Consider the following 13,603-nt stretch of genomic DNA (forward strand, 5'->3'; position numbering starts at 1 on the left):
CCACGAAATTAGCATCATGCTAGCAAGTTAAGCGAACACTGACATGATAAATTAGTGGTTAGCTATATTTTTTTACTTTGCAACAGAACCATATTTTTAGACTATGTAGCACCTATAGACTTACACACGTACTCTATAGATGAAAGCGCCCTTGATGTCACTGAAAGTATGCACTTGTTTGCTAATACGCCTTATGAAATGGCACAAATCATTCAGAAGCGGATTTATGATGAAACGAAAATATTTAGCACAGTTGGTATTGGTTCTAATCCTTTAATCGCAAAATTAGCAATGGACTTAGAAGCAAAGAAAACAAAAGAAGGAATAGCTGAATGGCGTTATGAAGATATACCCGCAAAATTATGGCATATAGAACCTTTAACCAAAATGTGGGGTATTAATAAACGAACTGAAGCAAAGTTGAATAAAAAAGGGATATTCAGAATAGGGGACTTAGCAAACTATCCAGTTGAATATTTGAAAAGAGATTTTGGAATAGTTGGGGTTGATTTGCATTTACATGCTAACGGGATAGATGAAAGTATCATAAGATTCCCACATAAAACAACACATAAATCTTTAGGTAAATCTCAAATACTTATGCGTGATTATGAAATGAATGAGTTAAAAACGGTTTTAATGGAACAGGTAGAAGAGGTTTATTTTAGAGTAAGAAATCAACAACTTTATCCTACTAGAATAAGTATCAATGTTGGATATTCTGACGGTGGAGGTGTACGAAAACAGTTCACTAATAAACATGGTTACCAAAATACTTATGCAATTATTAATGAGTTATGGCGGTATTTATCAAACAGGCTTGAAAAAGAAGCTTTATATCGAACGATTGGTATATCTTTCGGAATGTTCATACCTAACAAGATTAAACAATTATCATTATTTGATGATCCTATTCAAGTCAAAACCGAAAATATTGAAAATCAGCTTGACGTGATACGTCATAAATATGGTAAAAATATCGTTATGAAAGGGGCAAGCTTAACAAGAAGCGGAACTTTATCCCAACGAAAAGGACTTATAGCAGGTCATAAAGCATAAACATAAACTTTATAAACATATATTGTAAATAAAAACAATCATTGACATAAATATGAAGATAAGTAAACATATAAAGTATATATATTCAGAATGTTTTTTATTATTTATATTACTGAATATATAAATTTAAACAGGAGGTCTTTATTCTCTAAACAATCTCAATAAGGGTATATTTAGATAATAATGATGGGTGTCGTATGAAACGTAGTGTCAAATATCTATTTATAGTAATCATTATACTTATAGTTTTTTTCTCATTTTATTTCTATAAACAGCCAAATAATTGGACGTGGGAAACGCTAAATTTAACAAAAAAAGATTCAAACAACTCTAATACGAAAGTGGCTATATTAGATACAGGTATTAATAATGAAAGAATTAACAATGCGTTTGTCACAAAAAAATATGATGCTATAAATAAGCGTAATCAAATAACTACAAATAGTAATCATGCCACTCAAATCGCAAGTATTATCACATATGGGAAACATAAAGAAAAGTTAATCGGGATAAGCAAAACAGTAAGTATTTACGATGTTAAGGTTTTAGATGATGAACTCGGTGGAGAGACAGATAGTATAGTGAATGGCATCAATTGGAGTATTAAAAACGATGTAGATATTATCAATATGAGTTTTGGCTTTCAACGTTACAACAAAGAATTACATGATGTTATAAAAAAAGCTAAAAAACAAGGTATCATTTTAGTAGGTGCAGCGGGAAATAATATGGATGATTATAGTGACTATCCTGCTCGTTTCAATGAGGTCTATTCTATTACAGCAATAGATAAAAATAACAAACCATTTATTTATGCACCAACTAAAAAAGTCGATTTTAAAGCGCCCGGTGTCGAAGTTTATACATTAGATTCAAAAGATGAATTTACAACTGTAAATGGAACATCTTTTGCCGCTGCTTATTTCACTTCTTACCTAACAACTAAATTGGATTCAAGAAATAATTTGTCACATGTTTTAAAAAAATACCCAATAAATTGATACATCAAAGGAGAAAATATGAAAAACAAACTTATAGCTTTATTACTTGCTAGTATTATCACGATGACTTATGGGAACTTTGCGGAAGCTGCTGAAGTAATAAAAGAAGCCGATTTAAATAGTTCTAACAGTAAAGTTAATGAAAACAAAGTTAAAGAAAATATTTATACTAAAAATAAACGTAATTACATTGAAAATGAATATAAATCAAAAGATTTAGATATTGAAAGTAACTTAGAATACGATTTAAATACAGATAAAATTACCGTAGATGCTTCATTAAATGACGAATATGGTAATAACCTTGATAAAACATATGATGTAACGTTTTTAAGAATTGTGAATGAAAATGACTTTAAAGCTGAATTCACTGATCAAGATACTGGAGAAAAATTAGTATATGATACAAATGAAGTCAAAGCTTCAATTGCTCCAGTAGTCGCTGTATTAGTTGGCTTTATAGCTAAACAAGGTCTTAAAATGGCTATCAAAAAATATGGTAAAACCGTTGTAACATCAATGATTCGTACAAGCCCTCAAGTTGCTGCTCAAGCAGCTAAAAACTTAGGTTATTCTGCAACAAAATCTGTATCTCATGGCAAAAAGGTCTTTAAGAAAAATGGTAAAGGCAATCCCAAATATATCTCTGTTGATAAAGATGGTCACAATGGAGGTGCATGGAAAGGTGCAAGTAGCATTAAAAATCTAGGTAGTAAGAAAACAAGAAGCGGTACATATGATGCCAACCTAAAAAGAATTGGAGATTAAAAAATGATTATTAACATCGGAGAACAACAAATAAATTTTGATTTAGAAAATGAAATTCCATTTTTTCAATCATCTCATGAAAATAGAATGCGTTTTGATATAGATAGTTTTGAAAAAAAGCAAATTTCTAAAATTATTAATCAGTTGTTTAGCAACCAATCTAATACAAAGTGTTCATTTTTATCTGAGTATTTATATCCTGTTAAATTTAGAGAAAAAACACGAATTGGTCGTTTTCTATCTATTACAAACTGGCATGAAGAACTCCATTATACTGATGAAAAATATATTATTGCAACTATTGAAAATATAAAAAATACAGAAATAATTAATTATTCTTTATATATTCAAAAAGGATTAGTAGAACCATATATCATCTTCTATAATGATAAAAATATGATATATCTTAGTAATTCTGTGATAGATATCATAAGTTTTTCTAAAGAAACAATTACTAATATAAAAACAGAATTTGGGAATTATATAGATACAATTCAAGAAACTGTTTAATAATTATAAAGAGAAACATAGTTCCCTTTTGATCTATGTTTCTCTCTTTTTTTCTTTAGAATCGGACTTATATATACTATCATTCGTATGTAAAATATTGTTATGAATGGCATAAGCTTAACAAGTAGTAGTACCCTCAAATCAAGAAAAGGGCTTATAGTTGGTCATAAAGATTAGAATTATATTCAAAATTTCTTTTTGATTTCACACTGATTCTATCACTTTAAAAGCAAGTCAACCCTATTTTTTAAAGAAATTATAAGGTATTATAAGTAACACCACTTGGTCTTGATGATATAATAATAATTGAGTAAAAGATCCTTACATTTTGTGACACCTCTCGAGTCTTGAATTGGTATACAGAGAGGGGTGGTAGCATGGATATTGATATCAATATTTACTTTGATTTTACACTTGTAATAACATGGTCAATTAGTATGTCATATGTAATTTACCTTGCTATTAAAAACAACCAAAAAATAAGCTAACTGTATAAACACTACTAAATACAGTTAGCTCTAACCCAATAAGGTTCGTTTGGTAATCACATTCATCCTGTGAGCCTTTACTCAATAGTCATCAGATACTTTGCCGGTTTCTGATGGCTATTTATATTACACTTAAATATTAACATAGAGAAAGTGAGTAGTACAATATTAGGACATTTTAATAGACTACCATTCGTAGTAAAATATTGTATAGTAAACTTATAGGTTGTTAATTACGGGAGCATTTAATCATACACTAATAAACCAACACTATGTCATATGAACGTTAAAACCACAACAAGTCGCTATAATTGTTGTGGTTTTTATATTTGTCATTGATATTTTACAATCAAGTATTTGTGAGGTTTTTCTTTCCTAATTTCATATACCTTATTACATGTATTACATCTTGATAATTTCATCGTGGCATTGTTAATTTTTTTAAATAAATTTCCATCATGATTATTACAATAAGGACAAGTAACCTCAATATATGTTCTATTATCATTTACCATTAGATAGATTGTGATCACTTCCTTACTCGTATACTTTTTGAGATTTGAAATATTTAATAGTTGAGGGATGTAGCTCAAATAGTTTGTTAAAGAAATCAATGTTCAACTTATGCTGCAACATAAAGTCTTTTAAGAAATTCGGGTTATCTTCTGATAGTAAGGTTATAACTTCAGCAAGGGAGTTAGAATCTCTATATAGTTCAAAGTATATATGAAATGAATCTGCTAAAAAGTGATTTTCTTCTTCTGTTAATGTCTTAGGCACTAATATATGCATAAACTCTTTCGCAATATGGTATCGCTTATTATTGATATGTTTATCTACTACGATATATGGAATGTCTTCAATCCACACATGATAAGACTTAATTCCATATCTCAATAAGCTTCTTTTAACAATCCGTACACCTAATTTTTCAAGTATGACATCTAGTTTTCTCGATTCAAAAGTATCTTGTAAGAAATTTCGCATATTTTTAGCAATCTTAAAACTATTCCACCCTTGTATTTTAAGTTTTCGATAATACTTAGATATATCAGATAGATATACCTCATAATCTGGAATAACAACTAAATCAATAAGAGAAGAGTAAAAGTAATGTATATACTTTAAATAGTTTAGTTCTTTAGCAAGAATAGGTTCATCTAAACTATTATTAATGATTCCATAATCTTCTCTTATGAAAGAAGCGGTATTTAAAAACTTATAATCTATTCCATATAAATTCTCAAAGTTTTTAATAGCTTCAAGACTAATTGTTTTTTCATTACTGAAGTATTCATTAAATTCTTTTTCTGTTAATCCTGTATTCATTTCAATTTGATTATTAGTTAAACCGTATATGTCATATACTGCTTGATATTTATCAAGGTTGATCATACAATCAACTCCATTTCACTAATCTGAAATTGTATTTTCTTTATCTCGTTTATCAATATACATACCCGATATAGTAACTATCGCAATAAATCCTAGACCAATCCAAACCGTTTCAAATAGGTGTGTTCGAATCGTTAATATATAACCAATCGCAAGAAAGATAGTTATATGAATGAATCGCAATAACATATTAATTTTAAACGTCTTCATATCTTTTGCTCTAGGTTTATTTTCTAATGCTGTTAAAAAAAGGTTGATACAAGTAAAAGCTATGATAAACACTAGATAATAAGAATAGGTTTTGTCTGCTTCAACAATAACAATAGTCAGAAACAAGAAGGTTAGAATAAGTAAAACTCTTATTTTAATCATATGCTTAATAATAAAATCCATTTTCTTTTCTCCTTTATGATACTTCATTATTTTTACTTTCTCTGTGATATATATAAATTGCTATTATTACTATAATAAAAATGTAAGATAGTACAATAAAAGGATTGTTAACCCAGTGATTTTTTAAATTAAATATATACACACCTATAATACATAGTATGAAAAGAATAATATTTAATATCATATTTACCCTAAAAGCTTTAATACTTAAAGCTTGATTCTTGTTTCGAATGCCGATTAACCAAAAATGTATTGTCACAAATAAGATAGTTAACGGTATATAGTAATAAGGAGAATATATATTATCTCCAATCATATCTATAATAGCTATAAAAATAACAATAACTATAATTCTTATTTTACTTGCATTTTTTACAAGAAATCCCATAATATTCCCCTAACTATTTTAATATTCATAAGTACCATCTTTATAATTAATCGTTACACCTTTTTGAGTATTAGATACCCAAACGTTTAAGTTAACGGTCTGACCGTTATCATTAATAGAATAAGCTCTTACATGTGAACCACGTGGTAATAATTCATCATTATTGTACACAGGGTGTACATCATAATAAATTTTAGCTTCAGGGTGGTTATATATCGCATTTCTAACCTGCGTTTCAGGATAACCCATACCGCCACCTTCACTGGCTCTATTACTACCGACATTTTGCGCTCTTGTACCTAGTGTTAAATTGTGCGTTTCCATATCCCCTCCAAGCGACCATGCTAATGAGTGAGATTTGTTATAGATATAACCTTTATAACCATCTAACTGTAATATTTGATTATTACTTTCATTGCCTTTCCACCTTTTTTCAAGTGGATCGTAAGTGCCATCTTTAAATTCTCCTGCAAGTCGTACTGTTGAATCAAAAGAGGGACGTTCTTGCGCTTTGGATGAATGACTATCAACTGCTTGTTTAGTTACAAGCGCTGTAACTCTGCCACCTCTACCTAAATCATCTAAATCTGAATACTTAGCCCAAAATTTATCATTACCATTTTGGTTCAAGAGTTGCTGATCATAATCTGTGAGTGTTGTTTTATTGTCGTTCAATAAAGCGTAATTTTCTTCGTTAGTTTGAACCTTGATAAGCGCCTTGTCTTCTTCACTTGTTTTTACTGTCGATTTTTTACTAAATGCTTTCGACTTTAATTCATTTAAACCTTTATCTATTTGATTATTAGCTTCTTGTTTAAGTTCTCTTTTAATATCCTTTTCGAAATCACACCCAGCTAATAGGGTACTTGTTATGATTATTGCGAGTAACGTCTTGATGTACTTCATATTTTTCAACCTTTCTTATCAAATTGTGATTCTAACCAAAAATAAGTATTGCCACGTTTTTGATGATTTACAAAAGCCGGTTTAGGTACTACATCATAATGTTCATTTTCTAAAGCCCAGCGCACACCATGTCTACTTTTGCCAAGTATATCTCCGACTTCTTGCATACCTAATATTTTTATAGGTTCTTGTCCTATATTAGTTAAGTTATTATTTTTTAAATCAGAAACCGAGTAAACACCACTTGTTTCTGATACATAACAACCTAATTCTGTATTAATTGCTACATTCATACCATTAGATTTTGTGTATATAGTTTGATCGTGATTTAATACCTCATTAATTTTTTTGAAATCCATATTAGTTCCTCCGTCTATAATTATGTTATAATAAATATACCTTTTTGTTTGGTTTAATAGATGATTCTGTTAACCAAATATGCGATCACTTGTGTGGTCGCTTTTTTTATATCCACCATAACATAGCAGGGGAATAACAGAATCAAACTATAACACCTAACTTTTTAAATTCCTGATGTGCTTTAATCAATTTAGCTGCTTCTTCTACTGAATACTTTTCATTTAGATATCCAATTAAATCCGAATTTTCATATAAACCAATTTCTACATCACCCCAAAGATTCACAATTTTTGAGAACATATACTTTTTGTTATGTGCTTCAAATATTTGTTCTAACATAGTAACCCTCCTTAGATTTTTATAACGCTTTAAACCAAATCAATTCTTCATATGTGGTTTCATTCAAGTATTCTTCTAAATCCTCAACTGATTTAAATGGTTTTTTCTCAGTTATCCAATCTTTAGGGCTTTTTATTTCTTTTTCTAATTCCAAAGTTTGAACATTAAGCGTTACAAAAGAGAATTGACTTTCGTCGTTTACAGTCTTCATATCTGAGCCTATGATTATAATTGATTTTTCATCTATATTTTTTGTAATACCAGTGCCTTTTTCTTCAACGAAATTATCAATTATATCTTGTAGTTTTTCTAGTGATTCTTGCGTATGATATTTAATCATTTAAACCACTCTCCTTTGATTCGCATTCAAGATACTGAGCGCCTTTATCAAAACAACACTATATTTATCTTCAGTATTTGCTGTATTCAGTTGGTCTACATATTCATTGTTCTTATATAACCTTACTTTACAAGCACCATTCGATACATCTTGTAATCTTAATTCATACAATTCATTATCTTTTTCAAACTCTATAGCTTTAATAACAAAATCAGTATCTCTCATGATCTCAATACTTTTTAATAAGACAAGAATTTCAGAAGGTTCATTATTTCCTCTTGTAGCAACACCTTTTAAATAACCATTTTCGTATTGTCTGACTTTATCGTCTTTGTCTGTTTCTTGCAGTCTTAAATCATACAGATTACCATTTGAAGTAAACTCAATTGAATTAATCTTTTTATTCATTCTAGTCATGATAATTACCTCCTATAGTGTTATAATAAGAGGTTGAATGTGTCCTCATTCCACCAGTTTTTAAGGTGATAACTAAGTTCACAAGCACTTTAAAAAACTTTCGATTTAGGCGTGCGTTTTTTCTAAAAACGTTACGTCTTTTTTTATTTTTGAAGCGGTATCGAGTAACGTGTTTTCTATCTGCTCATTTACAGGTATATCTAACAATCCGAGAAATACACCATTTTCAAAAACGACAATACAGGTATAACCTTTACCAATGTTATGTCTAGCGAGTGTATAAATCTTACAGTTATTTACAAACTTCAATGCCTGCGTATCCATCGTTTTCACTCCTTTCTATTATTAACTACAAACATATTGTAACATACAAACAAACATATTGTAAACTAATGTTAACTATTTGTTGGTTGGAATATAAAAAAACTACCCATGTCTATAACATAGGTAGATAAAACTTAACATTCTATCATTCAATTTGTTTCTTATAACGTGCTGGCCTATTCCTATACATCACCATATGATAGGTTAATAAATAACTTATCTTTACGATCGTATGCTAAATTCATATTGAGGTTTAATCGTATTATTCGATTTATCTTTTTTAACGAGTTCAATATAGTTAACGAAGATTTGTTTAAACCGAACAATACATAAGAAAAAAGTAAGATTTTATATTTAGTCTAAATTACCTAAATGGTATAAAAATTAGTATGATTTAAGTCTTTTTTGTCACTTTTTCTAGGTGTATATTTTTAGTATACATATACCTAGAAAACATAATTGCTATTAGACAGGTTATCACACCTGAAATAGTATAAATATACTGTATAGGTATATATTCAGTAATATAACCTACTAGTAATATAGAAACTAAAAAGGAAAGTTGTACAAGTGAATTCTTTAAACCTGTGATCTTAATCATATCTTTTTCATTAATTTTATTTATAAAGTAGGTTTCCTGAATAATATCTTTTATTTGTAAAACTGGACCAATCAACACGACTAGTATTAATGCAAAAATATCAATTATATTAAACGAATATAGAAGCAATAGAATGCCGTATATGAACATAAAAATAGTGATTTTCTGGATAGGTCGTTTGTTAAAGAATTCAGTATACTTCATTACAATAAAAGCGCCTAATATAGTGCCTAAATAATAACTAGCATTAATATATCCCCACCATGTTACATCATGGTTTAAATGTACTTGGACAAACTTTAATGTGACGGACCCTATCCAAATGGAACCTATTAAAACTTCTAAACACTCAATGATAATTAAAACTTTAATTATGGGCTTACTATTTAACAACGAAATAGAATTCATAATTGTAATAATTGGATTTTTACTTTGTAACTCTTCCTTTTTATTTTTCATTTTTATATTAATAATTGCTATAAAAGCTAGTGAAAGCAATATTAAAGAAAGCAATAAAAGATTATTATTACCAATCAATGAAATAATCCAAGCTCCTAATATCCATCCAGAAAATAACAGTATTTGATCTAAACTCGTAATGAGAGACAGACCTTTTGCCATATCATTATTATCAAGATTTTCTTTCAGTATTCTTGATTTCAATGGAGTGAAAATACCATTTGAAAAAGATAGAAACATGATAATTATATAAAGTATGACAAGGTTGACATTATTATTAATGCCTATAAGTAGTATTGTCATACATAGTATTTGAAATATAGCATTAAATACTAAAAGATTTTTTATTTTAATCTTTTCAGTTATAATGCTTATACTTAACCCTGAAAGGATTTTTGAACCAACACTGATAAAAGTTATTAAACTTGAAAAAAAGACTGAATTAGTTAAAGTATATACATAGTAAGTAATTGCCATTGTATAGAATGAAAAAGCTAAATTAGTTGTAAGCTGCGTTACTAATAACGAATAAAAACTTAAATTGTAAAACATTAGTAAATCGCCTTATTTTCAATAGGTTTTTTATTTGCTTTTCTCAATAATGGTAATGGAATTTCTTTAACGCATCTAAATCCCATTTCATCATGCCTGCAAAACGGTATATCTTTCCCTCTAAATGCAGGATACATTAGCTCTTGATGTGAATAAAAAGATCCTCCCTTTAAAACTCCGAATTGGTTTAATTTATCATGATTATGATTATAAGAAGGATGAAACATTCTCTTGGAAAAGTAATCACTCTTGGTCCATTCCCAATTACCTCCAAGCATATTATGAACTCCATAACTTGAAACATTTCTTTTTACATTAATACTTTCTGAAAGTGCTATATCTTGGTTGTAATATACATCTATTAATCTATCATGCCATTCTGATATAGAATCTGGTTTTTTTTCAAAAAGCGTTCCTGAGTAGCGTACTTTACGACCATCAAAATCATTGCCCCATGGCCACTTTGTTACAGAATTTCCTTTAGCAGCTTTTTCCCATTGAAATTCAGATGGTAGAGTTTTTCCTTTCCATCTAGCGTAGGCATAGGCATCATAGAAATCAATACCAGATACAGGATGATCAGGTTTATATCTAGAATCATAGTAAGTATTTCTTCTGTGATTTTTACTTTTAGGCTCATTTGGATGACAAAAAATATGTCCATATTTTTCAACAAATTCACAAAACTCATCATATTCCTCATTAGTTACTGGGTATTTATCAATATAATAAGCAGGTAACCAAACTTTAGTACTAGGCGTATTGTCTGTCCAAGCAAAATCTTTTTCTTTAATTTCATTTTCACTTATACCGTAATCAAAGAAACCTTCTTCTACATAAATCATATTTTCTTCATTTAAAGCTTTAAATTTTTCTTTAATTATCGAAGAAATATTTATCTTACTTTCATAGTTATTCATAAATTTTAAATATTTTTCAAAATAAGTTTTTTTATATGTTAGTTCTTCTTCATTTTTTGCATCATATATTTTCAGTAAATTATGTATTACTATCTGGGCACCTAAACCTACTGGTTTTCTAGGTGTGTTTCTTTCTGTAATATCTCCAACAATATCTGATAAATATTTAACAGATAATTCTATTTTTTCTTCTCCACAAACACTCATGGCTTTAAAAGAAACTACATCATCTGGGTCATGGGTTAATCTAATTATTGTTTCAATAGCCGAAGGATAAGGCAACCAACATTTAACAAAGTCTATTAATTTTGACCTTACATAACTATTTTTAAAACCAATAGCCATTCCAAATAATTGTTCAGCCACTGCAAAATGTCGTATTTTGCTAGATATATCTAATACAGATTGGATGGTATTTTCAGTTTCATCCTTATCCCTTAAATTTAAATTTTTAAGTAAGTTATCAATTTTAAATAATTCCTCCATATCTTCATTATAAATTTCTAAATTATCATTAGATGTATATATCATTTTTTCCATCCTTTCTAAATTCAATAAACAAAAGTCTTATAGACTATAGTCTATAAGACTTTTGTTTATTGAATTAATCCCATTTGTCATTACTTACATTAAGTACAGGTTCAAAAATACTCTCTTTCCAATCACGTTCTAAAGTTTTCATATTTGTCGCCTCCTAAAGTCAAATATATGTACAATTAATATTGTATCATTAATAAATATAAATATCATTGATTTGTCAGAAAATTTTAATTTTTCTAATAATTAAAATGCAATTAAAAAATAATAGAGCTATTTAAAAGGGAAAAGAAATCCCAAAACACATTCAGAAAAATAAGAATCCTTTTAATAACTTATGTTTTCTACACATCACCATATGATACGATTTTAAAAGACTTATCTTTGCGATTGTACGCTAATTCATATTGAGATTTAATAGTATTATTCGATTTATCCTTTTTTATTAATTCTATGTATATCTTTGAACCGTCTTTTTTATAGCTTGTATATATTGGCATAGTGTACTTAGATTTATTTTTACTATCTACCATAGACTTAATATGATTAGACAAGCTAGAGTTTGATTCGAAATACTTTTCTACATGCTTGTAATCTACTTCTTTATAAGCTTTATTTAAATCCTTAGTATAGTCGTTCATGAACGCTTTAGCTTCGTTTTCTATTCTTCTATCTTTTTTAATCATTTCATCTATCTTCGTTGTATCAAATTTCATCGTTATTTTTTGATGGTTGATGTCTTTATTCTCTTTAACTTTAACTGTATTAGATTTTAAAGTTTTACCTTTATATTTACCTTCAGCATGTACAGAAATAGATCTGTTAGAAGGGTACGGTCCATATATACGATTTTCATCATACTTTGTCTGAACACCATTCACATAAATCTTTAAATCTTTTAATTGTTCATCATTATCTAAAATTACTTGAAAACTAGATTCTTTAAAGTTTTCTGTTGCTACAACTTTATTCTTCGCGTTTCTTAAATCTGTCTTTATATTAATTCTGGCTTCTTGTTGTCCTTTAACTAAAGAAGGGGATTCATAGCGTTTAATAGCTGATAGATTATATTCACCTACAAAGAAGCGGCCAAATTTAGTATAACTTTTCGGATCAGTCACAACCGTTTGTTCTTTACCGTCAAAGTCTTTGAAAAGATATGTCATTGATGTATCTTGTGGCTTTAGGTAAACATTATATGAATAGGGCTTAAAGCTTATTTTATCTAATATCAACATGTGGCTACCATTTTGCTTCACTTCAATAATCGTATTGTTTTGATTATCGGTAATTGTTCCATAAATTGAGTTCTTAGTTTTATCATCTTTAATATTTTGCTTTATCTGAGACATTTCTTTTTGAAACTTTCTAATGTTATTCGTTTTGTACATATAAGTCACAAAGGCTTTAGTTTCTTCTTTTGATACAGATAAAGAAGCGGTCGATAACTTATGGGATAGGGTATCATAATCTTTTTCGTCCATAGCTTTTTCAAATGATTCCAATTGAGCGACACCATTATTATTAAAAACAACTATAAGACTAATGATACTAATTAAAATAATTGTGATTATAACACTCAATATTAAGTATATAACTTTTTTCTTTTTCATACGCCTTCCTTCAATCCTTTTACATTCTTTTTTTAAAATTAAAGCACCCCGATTTAAGAGGTGCTTAACGTTTTAATTTAGTTGTGATTTCCTGCTGACTTTAAATCCAAATCGTTTTTTAATTAAAGGATATGTTTTTATAGGTTCTGTTGCAAAGTAAAAAAATATAGCTAACCACTAATTTATCATGTCAGTGTTCGCTTAACTTGCTAGCATGATGCTAATTTCGTGGC

Annotated in this window: 16 protein-coding genes; 4 read left to right on the forward strand and 12 right to left on the reverse strand. The window is 28.5% G+C overall.

Annotation, left to right across the window (positions count from 1 at the left end):
* Positions 1-54: 54 nt before the first annotated feature.
* From LQ688_RS13640 to LQ688_RS13655, 4 genes are all read left to right on the forward strand, one after another.
* Entirely contained in the window at positions 55-1,059 is a 1,005-nt protein-coding gene (locus LQ688_RS13640) for a Y-family DNA polymerase (protein WP_147641285.1), read from the forward strand.
* 197 nt (positions 1,060-1,256) lie between these two features.
* The gene (locus tag LQ688_RS13645; protein WP_147641284.1) at positions 1,257-2,060 is read left to right on the forward strand and encodes a S8 family peptidase; all 804 of its coding nucleotides are present in this window, start codon (positions 1,257-1,259) and stop codon (positions 2,058-2,060) included.
* A gap of 18 nt (positions 2,061-2,078) precedes the next feature.
* A complete protein-coding gene (locus LQ688_RS13650) occupies positions 2,079-2,828 on the forward strand; it encodes an SAR2788 family putative toxin (protein WP_147641283.1) in 750 nt (249 codons plus the stop codon).
* A 3-nt stretch (positions 2,829-2,831) separates the two neighbouring features.
* Positions 2,832-3,338, forward strand: coding sequence for a phage tail protein (locus LQ688_RS13655; protein ID WP_147641282.1), 507 nt, complete (start codon positions 2,832-2,834; stop codon positions 3,336-3,338).
* A 1,025-nt stretch (positions 3,339-4,363) separates the two neighbouring features.
* Here LQ688_RS13655 and LQ688_RS13660 read toward each other — a convergent pair.
* The 12 genes from LQ688_RS13660 to LQ688_RS13715 all read right to left on the reverse strand — a co-directional run bounded on the left by LQ688_RS13660 (position 4,364) and on the right by LQ688_RS13715 (position 13,370).
* Positions 4,364-5,221: a hypothetical protein gene (locus LQ688_RS13660; RefSeq protein ID WP_239704187.1), complete on the reverse strand. Its 858-nt coding sequence runs from the start codon at positions 5,219-5,221 to the stop codon at positions 4,364-4,366.
* A gap of 18 nt (positions 5,222-5,239) precedes the next feature.
* A complete protein-coding gene (locus LQ688_RS13665; protein WP_239704186.1) occupies positions 5,240-5,431 on the reverse strand; it encodes a hypothetical protein in 192 nt (63 codons plus the stop codon).
* Positions 5,432-5,627: 196 nt separating this feature from the next.
* Positions 5,628-6,002, reverse strand: a complete 375-nt coding sequence (locus LQ688_RS13670; RefSeq protein WP_147641279.1) for a hypothetical protein — start codon at positions 6,000-6,002, stop codon at positions 5,628-5,630.
* A gap of 18 nt (positions 6,003-6,020) precedes the next feature.
* Positions 6,021-6,908, reverse strand: coding sequence for a DNA/RNA non-specific endonuclease (locus LQ688_RS13675; protein WP_239704185.1), 888 nt, complete (start codon positions 6,906-6,908; stop codon positions 6,021-6,023).
* 5 nt (positions 6,909-6,913) lie between these two features.
* Positions 6,914-7,267 carry a hypothetical protein gene (locus LQ688_RS13680; protein WP_239732650.1) on the reverse strand — a complete coding sequence of 118 codons (354 nt, stop codon included), beginning with the start codon at positions 7,265-7,267 and terminating at the stop codon, positions 6,914-6,916.
* Between the two features lie 142 nt (positions 7,268-7,409).
* Positions 7,410-7,607 (reverse strand): hypothetical protein, encoded by a 198-nt coding sequence (locus tag LQ688_RS13685; protein ID WP_147641277.1) that lies wholly within the window; start codon positions 7,605-7,607, stop codon positions 7,410-7,412.
* 19 nt (positions 7,608-7,626) lie between these two features.
* Entirely contained in the window at positions 7,627-7,947 is a 321-nt protein-coding gene (locus LQ688_RS13690) for a hypothetical protein (protein ID WP_147641276.1), read from the reverse strand.
* Positions 7,948-8,364, reverse strand: a complete 417-nt coding sequence (locus LQ688_RS13695; RefSeq protein WP_147641275.1) for a hypothetical protein — start codon at positions 8,362-8,364, stop codon at positions 7,948-7,950.
* A 105-nt stretch (positions 8,365-8,469) separates the two neighbouring features.
* Positions 8,470-8,688, reverse strand: a complete 219-nt coding sequence (locus LQ688_RS13700) for a hypothetical protein (RefSeq protein WP_147641274.1) — start codon at positions 8,686-8,688, stop codon at positions 8,470-8,472.
* A 394-nt stretch (positions 8,689-9,082) separates the two neighbouring features.
* A complete protein-coding gene (locus LQ688_RS13705; protein ID WP_147641273.1) occupies positions 9,083-10,300 on the reverse strand; it encodes an MFS transporter in 1,218 nt (405 codons plus the stop codon).
* Positions 10,300-11,751: a formylglycine-generating enzyme family protein gene (locus LQ688_RS13710; RefSeq protein ID WP_147641272.1), complete on the reverse strand. Its 1,452-nt coding sequence runs from the start codon at positions 11,749-11,751 to the stop codon at positions 10,300-10,302. The genes LQ688_RS13705 and LQ688_RS13710 overlap by 1 nt, the downstream gene beginning before the upstream one ends.
* Before the next feature lie 350 nt (positions 11,752-12,101).
* A complete protein-coding gene (locus LQ688_RS13715; RefSeq protein ID WP_147641271.1) occupies positions 12,102-13,370 on the reverse strand; it encodes a TcaA 3rd/4th domain-containing protein in 1,269 nt (422 codons plus the stop codon).
* Positions 13,371-13,603: the final 233 nt, after the last annotated feature.

The organism is Mammaliicoccus sp. J-M40, assembly GCF_022386395.1.
In the GTDB taxonomy this organism is placed as follows: domain Bacteria; phylum Bacillota; class Bacilli; order Staphylococcales; family Staphylococcaceae; genus Mammaliicoccus; species Mammaliicoccus lentus.